This window comes from Bacillus sp. UNC322MFChir4.1, from assembly GCF_000746135.1.
Classification (GTDB): domain Bacteria; phylum Bacillota; class Bacilli; order Bacillales; family Bacillaceae_G; genus Bacillus_A.
The window spans coordinates 16797-32908 of record NZ_KN050809.1; the positions used below are offsets into that span (position 1 = coordinate 16797).

At 34.4% G+C, this 16112-nt stretch carries 20 protein-coding genes and 2 riboswitches; of the genes, 5 read left to right on the forward strand and 15 right to left on the reverse strand.

Features of this window, described 5'->3' with window-relative positions:
• Nucleotides 1–11 precede the first annotated feature (11 nt).
• From BR72_RS17320 to BR72_RS17355, 8 genes are all read right to left on the reverse strand, one after another.
• Nucleotides 12–593: a YdcF family protein gene (locus BR72_RS17320; RefSeq protein ID WP_035434917.1), complete on the reverse strand. Its 582-nt coding sequence runs from the start codon at nt 591–593 to the stop codon at nt 12–14.
• A 167-nt stretch (nt 594–760) separates the two neighbouring features.
• Complete coding sequence (locus BR72_RS17325) at nt 761–2113, reverse strand: MATE family efflux transporter (protein ID WP_035434919.1); 1353 nt, start codon at nt 2111–2113, stop codon at nt 761–763.
• A gap of 102 nt (nt 2114–2215) precedes the next feature.
• The gene (locus BR72_RS17330; RefSeq protein ID WP_035434921.1) at nt 2216–3049 is read right to left on the reverse strand and encodes a MerR family transcriptional regulator; all 834 of its coding nucleotides are present in this window, start codon (nt 3047–3049) and stop codon (nt 2216–2218) included.
• A 92-nt stretch (nt 3050–3141) separates the two neighbouring features.
• Nucleotides 3142–3627, reverse strand: coding sequence for a hypothetical protein (locus BR72_RS17335; RefSeq protein WP_035434923.1), 486 nt, complete (start codon nt 3625–3627; stop codon nt 3142–3144).
• 172 nt (nt 3628–3799) lie between these two features.
• Nucleotides 3800–5350 (reverse strand): solute symporter family protein, encoded by a 1551-nt coding sequence (locus tag BR72_RS17340; protein ID WP_035434925.1) that lies wholly within the window; start codon nt 5348–5350, stop codon nt 3800–3802.
• Nucleotides 5351–5353: 3 nt separating this feature from the next.
• Nucleotides 5354–5692, reverse strand: a complete 339-nt coding sequence (locus tag BR72_RS17345; RefSeq protein ID WP_035434927.1) for a DUF485 domain-containing protein — start codon at nt 5690–5692, stop codon at nt 5354–5356.
• A 200-nt stretch (nt 5693–5892) separates the two neighbouring features.
• Complete coding sequence (locus BR72_RS17350; RefSeq protein WP_035434928.1) at nt 5893–6513, reverse strand: sterol desaturase family protein; 621 nt, start codon at nt 6511–6513, stop codon at nt 5893–5895.
• A 60-nt stretch (nt 6514–6573) separates the two neighbouring features.
• Nucleotides 6574–6882, reverse strand: coding sequence for a hypothetical protein (locus BR72_RS17355; RefSeq protein ID WP_035434930.1), 309 nt, complete (start codon nt 6880–6882; stop codon nt 6574–6576).
• A gap of 561 nt (nt 6883–7443) precedes the next feature.
• Here BR72_RS17355 and cspD point away from each other — a divergent pair.
• Nucleotides 7444–7641, forward strand: a complete 198-nt coding sequence (gene cspD / locus BR72_RS17360) for a cold-shock protein CspD (protein WP_035434932.1) — start codon at nt 7444–7446, stop codon at nt 7639–7641.
• A 335-nt stretch (nt 7642–7976) separates the two neighbouring features.
• Entirely contained in the window at nt 7977–8225 is a 249-nt protein-coding gene (locus BR72_RS17365) for a DUF2564 family protein (RefSeq protein WP_035434935.1), read from the forward strand.
• A gap of 110 nt (nt 8226–8335) precedes the next feature.
• On the opposite strand, the gene BR72_RS25805 is transcribed toward BR72_RS17365, so the two are convergent.
• The 3 genes from BR72_RS25805 to BR72_RS17375 all read right to left on the reverse strand — a co-directional run bounded on the left by BR72_RS25805 (nt 8336) and on the right by BR72_RS17375 (nt 9899).
• On the reverse strand, nt 8336–8512 hold the full coding sequence (locus tag BR72_RS25805; RefSeq protein ID WP_081904923.1) for a zinc-finger domain-containing protein: 177 nt from the start codon (nt 8510–8512) through the stop codon (nt 8336–8338).
• Nucleotides 8513–8525: 13 nt separating this feature from the next.
• A complete protein-coding gene (locus BR72_RS17370) occupies nt 8526–9185 on the reverse strand; it encodes a ribonuclease H family protein (protein WP_035434937.1) in 660 nt (219 codons plus the stop codon).
• 228 nt (nt 9186–9413) lie between these two features.
• A complete protein-coding gene (locus tag BR72_RS17375) occupies nt 9414–9899 on the reverse strand; it encodes a QueT transporter family protein (RefSeq protein WP_035434939.1) in 486 nt (161 codons plus the stop codon).
• 10 nt (nt 9900–9909) lie between these two features.
• Nucleotides 9910–9954, reverse strand: a riboswitch (PreQ1 riboswitch).
• A gap of 168 nt (nt 9955–10122) precedes the next feature.
• Between BR72_RS17375 and BR72_RS17380 the strand changes: the two genes are divergently transcribed.
• From BR72_RS17380 to BR72_RS17390, 3 genes are read left to right on the forward strand one after another with little or no spacing between them, the layout of a single operon-like run.
• Complete coding sequence (locus BR72_RS17380) at nt 10123–10995, forward strand: aldose 1-epimerase family protein (protein ID WP_035434941.1); 873 nt, start codon at nt 10123–10125, stop codon at nt 10993–10995.
• A 15-nt stretch (nt 10996–11010) separates the two neighbouring features.
• Complete coding sequence (locus BR72_RS17385) at nt 11011–11406, forward strand: reverse transcriptase-like protein (RefSeq protein ID WP_035434943.1); 396 nt, start codon at nt 11011–11013, stop codon at nt 11404–11406.
• Between the two features lie 4 nt (nt 11407–11410).
• Entirely contained in the window at nt 11411–12316 is a 906-nt protein-coding gene (locus tag BR72_RS17390; protein WP_035434945.1) for a DMT family transporter, read from the forward strand.
• Nucleotides 12317–12318: 2 nt separating this feature from the next.
• Here the strand turns inward: BR72_RS17390 and BR72_RS17395 are convergent, their stop codons facing one another.
• The 4 genes from BR72_RS17395 to BR72_RS17405 all read right to left on the reverse strand — a co-directional run bounded on the left by BR72_RS17395 (nt 12319) and on the right by BR72_RS17405 (nt 15453).
• Entirely contained in the window at nt 12319–12579 is a 261-nt protein-coding gene (locus BR72_RS17395; RefSeq protein ID WP_035434946.1) for a DUF6123 family protein, read from the reverse strand.
• Between the two features lie 161 nt (nt 12580–12740).
• On the reverse strand, nt 12741–12881 hold the full coding sequence (locus tag BR72_RS25810; protein WP_081904924.1) for an FbpB family small basic protein: 141 nt from the start codon (nt 12879–12881) through the stop codon (nt 12741–12743).
• Between the two features lie 874 nt (nt 12882–13755).
• Nucleotides 13756–14622 carry a 5'-3' exonuclease gene (locus BR72_RS17400; protein ID WP_035434948.1) on the reverse strand — a complete coding sequence of 289 codons (867 nt, stop codon included), beginning with the start codon at nt 14620–14622 and terminating at the stop codon, nt 13756–13758.
• A 117-nt stretch (nt 14623–14739) separates the two neighbouring features.
• Entirely contained in the window at nt 14740–15453 is a 714-nt protein-coding gene (locus BR72_RS17405; RefSeq protein ID WP_035434950.1) for a P-type ATPase actuator domain-containing protein, read from the reverse strand.
• 310 nt (nt 15454–15763) lie between these two features.
• Nucleotides 15764–15929, reverse strand: a riboswitch (M-box (ykoK) riboswitch).
• Nucleotides 15930–16112 lie beyond the last annotated feature (183 nt).

A 16112-nucleotide genomic window follows, 5' to 3' on the forward strand; every position in this document is an offset into this window, starting at 1 on the left:
AAGGTTTCACATTATATTTGGTTCATAAGCCAATACTTCGTAATTGCTAAATACTCTCTAAGATTAGATTGAATGATGATTGGCTTTGGTGTTCTTGCAGACAATCCCTCTAGCTGCAGTCCCTGTTTTCCAGCAATTTTTTTCGCGCGGTACATATGAAAATCATTCGTAACAATGATTCCTTTTTTCTTATTTGTTGGAATAAGCGGTTTTGAAAATTTTATGTTCTCATCTGTATTCGAAGAACGATCTTCCATTGTAATTCGTTCTTCTTGAACTCCCTGTTTCATCAATCCGCGTTTCATAACCAAAGCTTCGGAAATATCTTCTCCTTTTCCTTTACCCCCAGACACAATTACAGTTGTTTGTGGATGTGTTTTTAAATATTCTGCTGCTTTATCGATACGATATTGCAAAGCATAAGAAGGCTCTGTTCCTTTCACACGAGCACCAAGTACAATCATATAATCTGCATCATTCGGCGCTTCCATGTGACCATGCTTGTAAATAATGTATTGTAAACTACTCATATAAATTGCTGCAATGATAATGAAAATAAAACAATACTTTTTGAATCTCTTTCTTTTTGACATTCCTATAAACTCCCCTATTTCACCATTTTTTTCATCATAATATGCTGCCAATTACTTGTATAGTTTTATTTTCCAATTCAAGATAGTTTATCCTTTAAAAGTAATATTTGTACGAATTCGTGTAGAACAAGAAAAAATCCCCTTAACATGTTAAGAGGACTCCATCATTATATATGTTTTTCTTCCAACACCCGTATAGAAACAGGATGTGAAAAGTGATTCGCTACAAATACAGCACACGCTGTTAATAGTTCGGCAACTGGCATTACAAGCCATATTCCATTTACACCAAATAATTTTGGCATCACCCACAGTAGCGGAATGATAAGCAGCAAACCACGACTTAAAATAATAAAAACAGATTTTTTGGTTTGTCTTACCGATTGAAAATATTCCCCATATACGATGTTATAACCTAAAAATACGTATTGCGTGAAGAATAAACTAATTCCAATTACCGTCATATTTAATAATTCTTCAGATTGAACGTCAAATAAACCGATAAGGTTTTTCCCAAAGAATAAACCAATAAGTGTTGCGATCACACCAAGTACAACCGCTGTTTTTACTGCAAGTTGCAATCCTTGTTTCAATCTTTCCGTTAAGTTCGCACCATAATGGAAGCTCGCGATAGGTTGCAATGCTGCCCCAACGCCAAAGAATAAAAGTAACGTCATAGCATGAATACTGTTTATCATAGCATACGATGCAACGCCTTGTTCACCAGCATATTGAATAAAAGTGACATTAAATCCAACCGTTACAATCGCTACCGTAACCTCTGTCGTGAAACTTGGAAAACCAATAATCATAATTTGCTTTACGGTTTCCCATTCTAAATGAAGTTTCGTCCATTTTAAAATACTGTTTTTTCTAAAGAAATGACTCAGCAGCACAAGAAAACCAATTGCTGCAGATAAAATAGTTGCAGATGCTGATCCTGTTACCCCCCAGCCTAGAATAAAAATAAAAATATAATTAAATACAATGTTTAACAATGCTGTGACAATAAGACCTGCCATAGCTAAATTTGGATTTCCATCATTTCGTATAAATGTACTTAAAATATTTTCTAATACATATATCATTCCAAATGTGAATAATACATGTAGATAGTCTAATGAATACGGTAAAATTACATCATTTGCTCCAAACAAGTATGCTATATCTTCTATTTTCCATAAACAAATAATCATTAACATAGCAACAATCGCAACAGCTACCGTCATAGATTGTGTGAAAATAGAACGCGCTCGCTCTATTTTATTTTCTCCTAAAGCGATAGAATACAAAGTAGCTCCGCCCATCCCAATCCATAGCGAGATGGAGAAAAAGATAGAAAATGCGGGAACAGCAACGTTTACTCCAGCTAATCCATTTGCTCCCACACCACGGCTCACCATAACCGCATCGATCATAATATTCACCGACATCAGTACCATTCCAAGTACAGCCGGAATTAAATAAGAAATAAATAAACTTTTAATCGGTTTTTCTCGTAATTGCTCAGTTGTTTCCATTACAAAATTCTCCTTTACGACTCTCTGTTCACATTGTAAACCTTCAAGTTACTTTAAGGTCAAGAGAGAAGTAAAAAATATATTTTGTTATGAATGGTGTTTTTATTTTTTTCTCACCACAGGGATTTGGATTTCTGTCACTTGCTCCTCTTGATTATTCGTTACAGACCAATCAATTAAGGCTAGCTCAATTGCGTCACCGCATATTTCATACCCATCTTTCTCAATAGCTAGTAACAGCCTTTTATATGTCTTACCAGTTTCTTCATATGGCCCATGATGATACGCACACCCATATATTCCTTCTTCAATTACATTTGAAGGAGCAGCATGAAATGGCATGTAATCAAGAAGAATAAATACGCTATTGTATGCTTGAAAATCATGTTGTAATAAGGCATTTTTTGCAACAGTTACACCTATATCACCTGAAAATATACTATCATCTACTTGTTTCATATTTTTTTGCAGTGAATGAATATAATAATCAAACATATCATCTGTTACATTTGGAGTAATCGGAAGATCTGTAATGTTACGCTTTGGTAATTCTTTAAAATTGACCGTATAACCATTTGTTTGTACAGCTTCTCTCATTAAATGAATTTTATGCTTTATTTTTGCTAACTTATATTCCATTTCCCTTTGTTTTTTCAGTAGCAGCTCTTCTTGTTTTTCTAATAAATCCAGCGCAAAGGCTGGTGTTCTTTCATCTGTATATCGTTTAATTTCTTTTAGCGGTATATTTAACTGTCGTAAAAACTTAATCGTATCTAACATTGAAAATTGGTCGATCGTATAATAGCGATAATTTGTTTGCGAATCAACAATTGCTGGATGAAAAATTCCCTTTTCATCATAGTATCGCAATGTTGATTCAGGAATATTATGCATTTTCGCCATTTCTCCAATAGTAAACCTCTGATTTAGTAACATATTTACTTCTCCGTTCTTTTTATTTCTCCATCTGTTTACTTTATTATACAAGTAATACTATTACAATAAATGAGCAGGAATGAAAATTTTCACTAACTCTCTATTTTTTTCCGCACATCCGCATTTAGTATATTCTTACATTTTCTAATATTTTGTTTGATTTGCTGATTTTCAAAAAAATAGACCTCTGTACCTGACCAAATAAAAACCCAACACACAATGCTTAATACTCCTCCAATATAGGCATGATTGCTCGAAAGCTTCAAGTATATCACCCCAACAATAATACCAATCACAAACAAAACAATAGCCCTCTTAACATTTCTAGCATATGTATATTTCTCTTCGTTCAAGAAGTTAGAAAAAGTATTAAATGTGGCAATCTTCAATGACTTTTCGTCAAATTCATTCTGACCTAAAAACAAGATTTCTACTTCTTTTCTTTTGCCACCGTGCAGCTTTGACAAAAGAAAATCTTCAAGGTCAGAGCTTAGATGAACATCATCTGAGCTATAATATTTTGAAAACGGAGTATCAGTTTCATCTAAATAGATATTTATACTTAATTCATCTTTCATGTAAACCATCCTTTAACTCCAATGTACTAGTTGAAAGTCAACCTGTTATTAATATGGTCAAAATAGCAACAATTCTTACGAGAATATCAATTCATAAAAAAATTCAAGGTGAAAATCAAAAAACAAATAAAAACAGAAGCGCCTCCCTTTAGAAGGAAAGCACTTCTGTTTCTTAATGTGCTGAAACATCACTAATTCCATGACCTGTATTCGACTTTACAAGTATTTCATCAAACTTCGCTGCATCTTCTTTCTTACTTGAGAAAATCGTTCCTAAATATGCTGCTAGAAATCCAAGTGGAATAGAAACGATTCCTGGTGTTGTATATGGAAATAATGGATCGCCAACAAAAATCGCTTTTCCTGCCACTGGATTCCATACATTCGGACTCATTGCAACGAGCACAATTGCTGAAGTTAAGCCAACCAACATGCCACAAATTGCCCCCGTCGTATTAAAGCGTTTCCAATATATCGTAAATAAAATAACTGGTAAGTTCGCACTTGCCGCAACAGCAAATGCAAGTGATACAAGAAACGCTACATTTAACGTTTGGGCAAATAGCGCTAAAATTATAGAAAATACCGCTACCCCAACTGATGCGTAACGTGCCATTTTTACTTGTTCTTTTTCCGTCGCTTTTCCGCGGCGTAAAATTTCATTATAGAAATCATGAGCAAACGCTGATGCCGCTGTTAAGACAAGTCCTGCTACTACAGCTAAAATTGTCGCAAACGCTACTGCCGAAACGAAAGCAAATAAAAGATTTCCACCTAACGCTTCTGCTAACATTGGCGCTGCCATATTACCAGCTGCATTCGCTTTCACAATTGCCTCATTCCCAACAAATGCTGCTGCACCAAATCCTAAGAAAATTGTCATAATATAAAAAGCTCCGATTAGCCACGTTGCATATACAACAGATTGACGGGCTGTTTTTGCATCACGCACTGTAAAGAAACGAACGAGAATATGCGGCAATCCCGCTGTACCAAGAACAAGCCCTAAATTTAACGAAATTGTATCTAAGCCAACTTTATACTTTACACCAGGATTTAAAAATGCTTCTTTCAATGGTGTAGCTGTCTTCATTTGCGCAAACATTTCAGTAATACTAAAATTAAACTTCGCAAACACAATAACAGAAATAATAAAAGTACCAGCCATTAATAATACTGCTTTAACAATTTGTACCCAGCTCGTTGCTGTCATTCCTCCAAAAATAACATATACAGTCATCAATATCCCAACAATGAGTACAGCCGCCCAGTATTCGATTCCTAATAATAATTTAATAAGTGCCCCGGCTCCGACTAATTGTGCAATCATATAAAAAATTGAAATTGTCATCGTATTAAGCGCTGCTACCCCGCGTACTTTTTTTGCATCAAAACGCGCTGCAATCATATCTGCTAACGTAAACTTCCCGAGGTTTCGAAGAGGCTCTGCAACAAGATACAGTACAACTAAATAAGCAACAAGAAAACCAATGCTATAAAAGAATCCATCAAACCCTGTTAATGCTATTGCTCCGGCAATTCCAAGAAAAGACGCAGCGGACATATAATCACCTGCAATTGCCAAACCGTTTTGCCATCCTGTTAATCCGCCGCCTGCTGTATAAAAATCACTTGCATTTTTTGTTTTTTTCGATGCATAGTACGTAATGACAAGCGTTCCAAGGACAATAACTAAAAATAAACTAAAAGCTGTTGTATTCAATATTTATCCCCTCTCTTTATCCAAGTTTTCAAGAATTCGATTTGATAACTGATCAAATGATTCTGCTTTTTTGTTGTAGATCATGCATAATGTCCATGTCATAATAAACTGAGCAAATGCAAATATCCACGCCCATGTAATATCACCAAACGCTGCTGTGTTGAGCACTTTTGAATACGATGTTAAAATAGGCAAAGCAATAAAAAAACTGAAAAAGAAAATGCTCATCGGTACAATAAATTTTTTCTTTGCCTGTAACAAATTTTGAAACTCAGCAGACTGTACTACGTTTGTATAATTGATTTCACCATTCAATTTACGTGCAGATGTTTCTTGTTTCATTTCATACCTACTCCTTTCTTTTCAATACAAATCTCTAATTACTTTCTTTCACAACCCAAAACACTAAATTTTATAAATATTCAGAAACTTAAGTTTATTGTAGACAATCTATTTTTGTAAGCAAAGATTTTTCGATAGACAAATTCTGTCATTTTTCTCCAAACTTCAATATTTTCTTAGTTAAAAATAAAAAGCAGTGCTTATCGCACCGCTTTTTCACTTTCTAAATTTCGAGCTGTTTCACTCGTTTCAACATCTTTTCCTTCTTTAAATGTCTTAAACAGAAAATCGTAAAATAAGTTCGATACTCCAAACCAATAATTCTCATTTTTATAATGATGCAGTAAATGCTGCTTCTTTAACCATCTTCCATATGGAGTCACTGGACGAATTGGACGATGAGCAATGTAATGCTTCCACTCATATACTAATAGCATAAAAATCATTCCAATTCCAAATGATAATGTTAGCGTAATGTTAGAAGTAATACCATATACAATACATAAATAAATCGTAAATCCAGGAAGGCTATACCACACAGGTAAAAATAGTAACTTTAAATCATTCGGGTATACATGATGATCATAATGAAGACGCTTTAACATTTTTAATAAAAATGTATTCTTTGGTGGTTTTAAATGGAATAAAAAACGATGCGTTACATATTCGTTTATTGTATAAAAGATAATACCTGCAATAATAGCAATTACCGCCATCCATGTAAACAATTTCATGTTCAAAAACACAATAAAAGCAATTAAAACTCCTATCATAATGACAATATCGTGCTGTAAGAAATACTCTTTTATTACCCTTTTCATCCCCATTCCCCTCTCTTTAGAAAGCGGCCGTAACACATTGTTATGGCCGCTTTTTTATTTCTATTCTATTCCCATTACAAGTTGACTTGTTTCCCCATTTGGATAGAAAATATTACTCGAACCGAATATATTCTGTTTTGGTATAATATGTTCCACTGCAAAAACTGTCACTTCTCCTCGTTGTACTTCTCCAATAATCAATCCTAATATTTCATGATTTACAGCAAATGTCGGTTGTTTTGTTTGAAACAATCGTTCAGCTATTTGAAGAACAGTCTCGTATAATGAATTTCTATCTGTTACTTCTTTACGTATTTTTGCGGCTAATGTAATAATAATTTCTTTTTCATTTACTGTGGTTCGATACATAGAAATCTCCCCTTCAATCTTATATAAACAATTGTAAAGCCTTATACGCAAAATGAATAGAAAAAGTGGTATTTACATCCCATAAAATAATTGTATGTTCATATACTCCAAAACAAAATGTAAGGGATTAAAACCTCCACTTCAAATCTGCCATGAGCAATCGATGAAGATCATCTATCTCTTCCTAATCTTTATATTCGATATTTGAATATAAAATTCCTTGTTTTACACATTGAAATCCATAATAAAAATACTCACATTTAAAATATCCTTTTTTATCCATAAACATACAAGCACCGTCTGAACTTACAGCTCCCATACAGAACAAAACATAACCAAAGTTTTATGTTGGTTTCTTAATCAATTATATGTTGAGAAAATTATTTAAACATACAAATAATAAAACCGCTTACTTGACTAAAATCTCTCATTACATATATATTTAAGTTATCATTTAGCAGAATATTCGAGAATATAACAATTTCAATTTTATGAATTTGTATATATTTTAGGTACCATTTACTAAATGAGAAAGTAATTATATTTAGGGGGCATTATAGTATGCAAGGTAAAGTAAAATGGTTTAATAGCGAAAAAGGTTTTGGATTTATCGAAGTTGAAGGTGCTGAAGATATATTCGTACACTTCACTGCAATTCAAGGTGAAGGTTATAAATCTTTAGAAGAAGGTCAAGAAGTTTCTTTCGAGATCGTTGAAGGAAATCGTGGACCTCAAGCTGCTAACGTAGTGAAACTTTAATTTAATATATGACAGGAGGCTGCCCCAAAGGTTTCACTTTTGGAACAGCCTCTTTATTTTTATATATAAGGAACTGACTAAAAAGTTCACTTTTCGGTATAATTCAGCTCAGTGAATCGACTACTTTTATGTCGAATATCAGCGAAGTATCTTTATTTCGTGTCGAATCGCCGATATATTATGAAAAGCGCTGATATATTCTAAAAAGTGGTCGATATATCGTAAAAAGCACCGATATATTGCAATGAATGATCCGCTCCTTTGTTATTCTTCTGCATATTTCTTTTCCATAGAGCAAAAACTATGTGAAATGAGAAAATAAGGAGGAGAAAACAATGGGTTCACCTATAAACGATTTTGAAGAAGTGAAATTGCGTGTAGAAACTGCGCAAAAGATGGTTGGTTCTGCGACGATTACAATGGATCCTGAATCATTGCAGCATGCTACAAATGCCGTTGAGTCCGCACGTTCGCAGCTCGAAACAATGAAAGAAGTAGCAACAGATTTAGATGCACCATTTTTGTTGGACCAAGAGGACAAATTAGAAAGATGCGAACATCAATTACAAGAAGCAAAGAATTAAAAAACACCTAGAGTTTTTCTGGGTGTTTTTTACATTTGAAACATTTTAACCTGTATACCTATTATATCTTTATAGTCAAAAAGCTTTCACCTGAGCAAAGAGATGATTGTTCAAGACAGGTGTTTTCCATACTCTTGTAGCTTTTCTCCAATCGTACATTGCCGAATACAGAAGGAGTGAGCATAATATTTACTCTGTTCTTTTCGAAAATGTTTTTGCAAAAAACAACCATCGCAATATGTTTCTAATAAATCGTTCACCTCGTTAATCAGCTGCTTACGATTCACTCCTTCTACACTCCTATTCTGTTATTTCTTTATGACTATCAATATCCGTTCTTTCTAGTGCTTGTGTTGCTAATTGATGCGCTTCTTTATTTTGCTTTCTAGAAACCGGTTCACATACTAGTTTTAGTTTCATCTGTTTTGCTTTTCGTTCAATTTGATCTAAATAATGAATTAAATGTTCCTCATAACACGGCCATTCACCCGCTAATTGTTGAAGAACCACTTGAGAATCACCGCGTAGTATCACCGATTCATACTTAACCCCTAGCTCTTCTAACATGTTCATTCCATATAATAACGCTGCATATTCCGCTTCATTATTATCATCAATTCCTTCTATGTAAGCATTGCGGCGAATTCGATACGATTTTCCCTGTCTCTTATAGTAAATACTTATCCCTACACCCGCTTCTTTTGTCTCAACATCATATCCTCCATCAAAGTACAGCGTAAGATCTTGTGGCTCTTCTTCAACTTGTTTACTTAGTTTCTTAACTTCTTTTAACGTCCACTCTACTCCCATTTCATCATGAAAAAACAATTCCTTTGCTCTCCCTGTTTTTTCAAAATCCGCAGCGAGCTGTATTGCCTCTTCTAAACGAAGAAAATCTGTTTCTAGGTTAGTCTCTAAACCTTGTTTTGTTCGATATAACCAAGTAATTTTATATTTCATTATGCTCCCCCTTTAATATGCAAAACCCATGCACATTCATACTAAATATTATGCTCTTATTTTATCCTATTTTGTCTATGCGGACCGTATTCTATTCGAAATTCATTTATCTCCATAAAGCGGATGAGTGTATTTAACCGCGCGTAGTAGCGATTTATATGCTGCAAAATAACACGAGAAAAATAAATAAGAGCTGCCACAATAAAGTGAACAACTCTCTAATGAATCTTACACAAATTTCTCAAACTGTACTCGTTTGTTAATAAAATACATAACAGGCCCTCCGATTACCATTACAACAAACTCACCAATCGCACATGTTAACCATGTAAACAAAAATGGTAAATCAAACGCAAGATTGAGTTCAATTGCAATGATAAACATTGTAATTGTAAAGACCACTGTATTAAAGATCATACGACCCCATATCCCTTTTATAAAACGCATTGAAACAATTGTACAAAGTAAGGCGATAATAGATTGCCCCACTCCAAATACAAGGTCATATGCAATCATTGGTGAGAAAAAGAGGTTTGCTAAAAATACACCTAACACAATTCCGTAAATATATTTTTTATTGAACACAATAAGATGATTAAACATTTCTGAAATACGGAATTGAATATTCGTAAAACCAAAAGGTTGAATAAGCATAGTAACAGCAATATATAGTGCCGCTAAAATACCGTTAGCAACAAGTGTTTTAACTTTCATTATACGATCGATCTCCTTAGTTTTTTTACGTGGGATGGTTACGAACCACGTCAATATTTTAATAAACAAAATTAAATTATAATTATTATTCGAGTCCAAGTCAATATAGAAAAATCGTTACTTTATTTATGAATAAATAAAGTACAAAAGGGTGCTCATACACTGTCCTTTTCTATTTAGAGGACGTATAATAAAAAACATGAAAGATTTAGGAGGTTTGTTCATGGCAACAACGATTCAAAACGAAAAAATGATCGTGTCGATTTCTGAAAAGGGTACAGAACTGCAAAGCATTCGCTTAAAAGATGATTCTACCGAATATTTATGGCAAGGAGACGCAAAGTATTGGGGAAGACGTGCACCTATTTTATTCCCAATCGTCGGAAGATTAGTAGAAAATACATATTATATTGATGGTAAACCGTATTCATTAACACAACATGGCTTTGCCCGAGATTTAACATTTACGATTAAAGAACAAGATGAATCAAAAATTACATATGCAATAACTAGTAATGAAGAAACTTTACAAAACTATCCATTTGCATTTGAATTGCTTATTTCTTATGAATTAAATGAAACATCTATATGCGTAACATACGAAGTATTCAATTCTAACTCGGAAGAAATGTATTTTTCAATTGGAGGACACCCCGGTTTTAATTGTCCATTATTACCAAATGAATCTTTCACAGACTACTATTTATCTTTCGGTACTCCAGAGCGTCTAGAAGCAAGTGTATTAGAAGGACCGTTTCTTTCTAAACAAAAACTCGTAGTAGCAGAAGAAGCAACAGAACTTCCACTTACGTATGATTTATTTCAAAACGATGCGCTTATATTTGAAAATATGCGCAAAAGTGAAATTACTATCCGTTCTCACAATCATAATAAATTTGTCAAAGTATCATTTGAAGGATTCCCATTTGTCGGTGTATGGACACCAGGAAAAGATGCACCGTTCTTATGTATTGAGCCTTGGTATGGCATCGCCGATGAATTAGAACCGGCAAACGAATTCAAAGAGAAAAAAGGAATTCAAATGTTAAAAGCGAATGAAACATTTACATGTTGCTATAGTATTACAATCGGTTAATTGGAGGGTTTCAGTTTGATTGAAGTGTACATTGATGGTGCATCAAAAGGAAACCCCGGCCCTTCCGGCGCTGGGGTATTTATTAAAGGGATTCAACCGCCTGTACAGCTGACTGTTCCGCTTGGAGTTATGAGCAACCATGAAGCGGAGTATCACGCATTACTTACTGCATTAAATTATTGCACCGAACATAATTATAAAATTGTATCGTTTCGAACAGATTCACAACTTGTAGAACGCGCGGTTGAAAAACAATATGTAAAAAACCCATTATATGCACCACTTTTAGATGAAGCACTAAAAATAATCCAGCAATTTGATCTCTTTTTTATAAAGTGGATTCCAAGCAGTCAAAATAAAGCAGCCGACGAATTAGCACGAAAAGCCATACAAAAAAATGAACGGAGGTAGTGTATTGAAAAAAGAGTGGATTGCGCCTCTCGCCTTATTGTTTGTTGCTTTCATTTGGGGAGCTACGTTTGTTGTTGTTCAAAATGCCATGTCATTTGTCGGGCCATTTACTTTTAATGGTGTACGTTTTTTATTAGCTGGAATAATTTTATTGATCATTCAGCTCATTTCTATGAGAAAAATACCTATTAAACACGTAGGCTATAGTAGTGGTGCTGGTATGATAATAGGATTCTTTTTATTTGTCGGGTATTTATTACAAACATTTGGTTTATTGTATACAACCTCTTCTAAGGCCGGGTTTTTAACAGGGCTCAGCATTGTCATGGTACCCATTTTATCGTTTATCTTTTTAAAACAAAAAGCGAATCTATTTATCGTACTTGGAATTACAGCGGCTACAATTGGATTATTTCTATTAACAGCTGGAGACGCTTTTCAATTTAATTTGGGAGATTTTCTTATCTTAGGTTGTGCTGTAGCATTTGCCGCACACATCCTTGTAAATGGATTCTATTCAAAAAAGATATCTCCGTTATTATTAAGTACAACACAAATATTAGCGGTTGGACTCTTTTCTTCTATTTGCGCATTTTTGTTTGAAGATTGGGAAAAATTATTTTCGATGTCATTATGGACAAATCGCTCATTTTTATTGGCACTATTGTTAACATCACTTTTTGCCACTTCCCTTGCATTTTTCATTCAAACCACAGCGCAAAAATATACATCTCCTACCCGCGTTGCAATTATTTTTGCAATGGAACCCGTCTTTGCAGCAATAACAGGTGTTCTTGTTGCAAATGAGCAATTATCCATATCAGCTATCATTGGGTGTATTTGCATTTTCATAGGAATGATCTTTGTAGAATTACCAAATAAACAAAAAAAAGAAGCGCAGGCTGCATGAAGTTATGATTGTAACTTCCGCAAAAAAGCCATTGCGCTTTTTTTATCGGTAATTTCTTCTTCCCTCAATCGTTCTAACAAAGCGATAAAATAACTACCATCAAACTGTAATTGATGCTTAATGGTCGCTTCAATTGCCGCATTCACAATTCCATCAGATGAGCCTGTATAACCTTGGCCAAACATAATAAATCCTTGCGCTTCCTCTGATAATTTAAACCCTTTCGTATGTAAGAATGAAAGATAGTCTTGAACTGTTTGCATCATTTTCCCACCTAAATTCAAAAATTCTACCTTTCCTATCATACATGTTTTCTAACACAATGAGAATGAAATTTCTTTAACAACTCCTTTAGAACCTTCTTTTTCCTCAAAAAAACAAAGCGAAACCACTAAGTTCCACTTTGTTTTTCAGCTGCTCTTTCTCAATTACTCGCCGCTCTATATGACGTATGTCTTCTTTCAATTTTTTCTTCAATTTCTCTTATGTTTTCTTTATCATTCATTAATAATTGTTTATTTTCTATTAATAACTGTTTAAAGGATTTTCTTATTTTTTTTCGCATTTCAATCTTCCTCCTTAATTAGTACAAGTGAAACTTCCCTAAGCGAGAGTTTTTTCATCCCCTGCTCCTCGGTTCTCTTTGAATCTTGGAGCGGGGGAGCCGTTATAAGATTTTATTTATATAAAAGATAAATAATTATCTGTATTGTGTAATAATAATAGATTCTTGTGAAATCTATTTGAAATCCAAATGAAAACTACGTATATTTTCACGTTCGTTTTGTATGTCTTCTGTCTTACTATTCAAATATAAAGTGAAACTTTAATCAGTGGGGGTTTTCTTCATCCCCCACTGATTATTAGTTGAACCAATCGGGCTTTTACGGGCAGTTTATCTCCCACCTAACTTCTTAAGAAAAGCGGAAGCGGCTCGCTCAGAATCGCAGGGCGTTGGAGCCCCTGACAAAGAGGCGCTTTTTGCCTCGTCCGAGGGGGCGAAACGACTGGAGATTCTGCCGCTGGAGCTGGACAATGCTTTCGCTGAATTTTGAAGTGGGAGTATTACTGCCCGTTAATGCGGGATAAATTTATAAACAGCTTATTTACTATCTTTCTAAAGAAACTTCACAATTGTAGAAACCAGCTCTAGATACATCTTTTTCATTTTTCAACATATAAGCTGCTGTGTAGAGCAAAGCATAACCACCACTTGCTTTCTCCTTGTGTTTTAAACATTGCATGTGGCAGAAATAGGTCCTAACCGCTTCTATGTATGGCCAGTCCCTCCCAGGCCATTTAAAAAAATACTTTTCCGCCTTTTTTTATAGAGTGACTGAGTAGTTACCATTTATCTTTATATAAATAATAACGCCCGATCAAATTACGAATTTGATCGGGCGTTATCTCTAATATAAGTTCTTTTCAAAAGCCTTTTTCTATAGCATATTTACAAACATTTCTGGTCTGCCCCAGTGCATTTTCTCACAAACGAAATGTATTTTTTCCTTATCTATTGTGTGAAATGCTTCTTCTAATTGGCAAGAAATTGGCACTTCACAATGAATTTGTGCAAGTTGTAGTGACATGTGCAAATTATCTAAGTCACTTTCAATTTTTGTGCGCTGTGCTTTTGTTAATAATGTAATGTTTTCTAAGACACCTGCAACTGTTCCGTGCTCTTGAATAAGCTTATAGGCAGTCTTTTCACCAATGCCTTTAACACCTGGATAGTTGTCACTTGAATCACCCATAAATGCCTTTGCATGAACAATTTGCCACGGCTCTACGCCTTTTTCCTCCATGATTTTTCCAGGCGTGTAAAATTCATAATTTCCAATTCCTTTTCGAAGAAGCATAACTGTAATTTTTGTATCAACAAGCTGTAGTAAATCTGTATCACCTGTTAAAATAAATACTTCTGCTTCATGTTGATATGTTTTAGCTAATGTCCCAATACAGTCATCAGCTTCATATCCTTTCATACCAATAACTGGGACAGACAAATGCGTAGTCATTTCTTGCACTAGATCAAATTGTGGAATTAATTCTTCTGGCGGTGCTCCGCGATTTGCCTTATAATTTGAAAATGCTTCTGTTCGAAACGTTGTACTCCCCATATCCCAGCACGTTACGATATGAGTCGGCTCAATTGTACTAGCTGCTGTTAATAAATGCTTCATATAACCATGTATCCCGTTCGTCGGAATGCCATCTTGTCTTTTCATAAATTGTCCGTACACACTTGTTGCATAAAAGGCACGAAATAACAATGCCATACCATCTACTAATAATACTTTTTTCATAATCCATCTCCTAATGACAAAAATAAAAACCTCACGTCATGACGCAAGGTTGTATAATCAAATAATGATTGTAATTTTTATTATACAATGATTTGCTTTATTTAGCATCCATAAATATTACTTACAGCATTGATGTAATAGTTCCACATACGTATTATTTCCGGTCGAAACAACAACTGCTTTTGCTGTGCCACTAACGACATGAGTACCTTGATAGCATAAATTTTCAAGACAAAGTGGATTATAGTCTTTTATGCGTTTTAATGGCATAAATCGTTTTTTTTCAATATGATAACAGCTTTCATACTTTTCTACAAGTATCTCTTTTCCCGATAAAGGAGATTCATCAACTAGTACATCTTTTGCATAAATAATGCGTGCATCAGCTGGTACAGTATCACCTGCTGAAAGGCAAATCACATCTCCTGGGACTAATTCTTCTATTGGAATATTCATCATCTCAGAATCTTTATCTATCCCATTCACTTTATCATTTGCCACTCTTAAAACAGTAACTGTTTTTGCGTTCGTTTGATTTGCTTCCTTTTCAAACAGATTTACTATTCCCATCAACTTCATCACCATATGAGTCAACATCACTTTTTTATTCACATATCGTTCATTTTTCCCATATTGTACAATTCGTCTTTTTGCCTCTTTAACAGAAAGGCCATTTCTTGTTGTTTTAAAATAAGCGTATACAGATTTTACATCTCGAATCGCGACTTCCATTAGCATTTCATTATTCTTTTGTAAAACCTCTTGCACTTTTATCGTTTTTTTATGAGTAATATTATTTATAATTCCCTCTCGTTTGTTTACATATAACATCGTCCGTCTCCTCCTTCGCACATGCAGGAAGAAACTCATTGTTTCTCAATTTATCTATTTACAGATATAGAGGGAGGAACAAGTCGTTTCCTACCTACATCACACATTCTATTTTCGAAATACCTGGGTAACGGAACCGAGTCCGAAGCTGACATTGCTCCTCACCTCCTCAAATGATTATTTTTAGCTATGTATAATTGATACACCGTAATAAAAAAGACCTTTACCCGAGAGCGAGTAAAGGTCTGAACATACATAAATAAGCAACGTTTAATACAACTACATATCATGTAGCCTATATTAAAAACAATTGCACCTCTCCCTCGCCGAGCTTTAGCACTGTATAGCATAGGTTCTTAACCAGCTACATTAAAAAAGACCTTAATTCGATCATTCTTGTTGACCCATTGGCGTCTCTCGACATTTTTGGGCAGTAGCATCTCTCTATACAGGAGCCTCACCTAACAGAGACATATTTAGTTACAAGAAAAATGTTACTCCTATTTAAAATAGATGTCAACACTTTGAATTCAAACTTTTTTTGTTACAACAAGTATTTTTTATATAAATCCAAATTAATAACGACATAAAACCATTCTTTTTCGGTGGGCCAGACGCAATGTAAAAGAAAAGGAGAAACCAAGTGCAGACTCCTTTTC

Excerpts from the sequence above, each read along its gene's own strand:
- BR72_RS17320 (WP_035434917.1), bottom strand. The coding sequence starts at position 593 with ATGTCAAAAAGAAAGAGATTCAAAAAGTATTGTTTTATTTTCATTATC.
- BR72_RS17325 (WP_035434919.1), bottom strand. The coding sequence starts at position 2,113 with ATGGAAACAACTGAGCAATTACGAGAAAAACCGATTAAAAGTTTATTT.
- BR72_RS17330 (WP_035434921.1), bottom strand. The coding sequence starts at position 3,049 with ATGTTACTAAATCAGAGGTTTACTATTGGAGAAATGGCGAAAATGCAT.
- BR72_RS17335 (WP_035434923.1), bottom strand. The coding sequence starts at position 3,627 with ATGAAAGATGAATTAAGTATAAATATCTATTTAGATGAAACTGATACT.
- BR72_RS17345 (WP_035434927.1), bottom strand. The coding sequence starts at position 5,692 with ATGAAACAAGAAACATCTGCACGTAAATTGAATGGTGAAATCAATTAT.
- BR72_RS17350 (WP_035434928.1), bottom strand. The coding sequence starts at position 6,513 with ATGAAAAGGGTAATAAAAGAGTATTTCTTACAGCACGATATTGTCATT.
- BR72_RS17355 (WP_035434930.1), bottom strand. The coding sequence starts at position 6,882 with ATGTATCGAACCACAGTAAATGAAAAAGAAATTATTATTACATTAGCC.
- cspD (WP_035434932.1), top strand. The coding sequence starts at position 7,444 with ATGCAAGGTAAAGTAAAATGGTTTAATAGCGAAAAAGGTTTTGGATTT.
- BR72_RS17365 (WP_035434935.1), top strand. The coding sequence starts at position 7,977 with ATGGGTTCACCTATAAACGATTTTGAAGAAGTGAAATTGCGTGTAGAA.
- BR72_RS17370 (WP_035434937.1), bottom strand. The coding sequence starts at position 9,185 with ATGAAATATAAAATTACTTGGTTATATCGAACAAAACAAGGTTTAGAG.
- BR72_RS17375 (WP_035434939.1), bottom strand. The coding sequence starts at position 9,899 with ATGAAAGTTAAAACACTTGTTGCTAACGGTATTTTAGCGGCACTATAT.
- BR72_RS17380 (WP_035434941.1), top strand. The coding sequence starts at position 10,123 with ATGGCAACAACGATTCAAAACGAAAAAATGATCGTGTCGATTTCTGAA.
- BR72_RS17395 (WP_035434946.1), bottom strand. The coding sequence starts at position 12,579 with ATGCAAACAGTTCAAGACTATCTTTCATTCTTACATACGAAAGGGTTT.
- BR72_RS25810 (WP_081904924.1), bottom strand. The coding sequence starts at position 12,881 with ATGCGAAAAAAAATAAGAAAATCCTTTAAACAGTTATTAATAGAAAAT.
- BR72_RS17400 (WP_035434948.1), bottom strand. The coding sequence starts at position 14,622 with ATGAAAAAAGTATTATTAGTAGATGGTATGGCATTGTTATTTCGTGCC.
- BR72_RS17405 (WP_035434950.1), bottom strand. The coding sequence starts at position 15,453 with ATGTTATATGTAAACAAACGAGAGGGAATTATAAATAATATTACTCAT.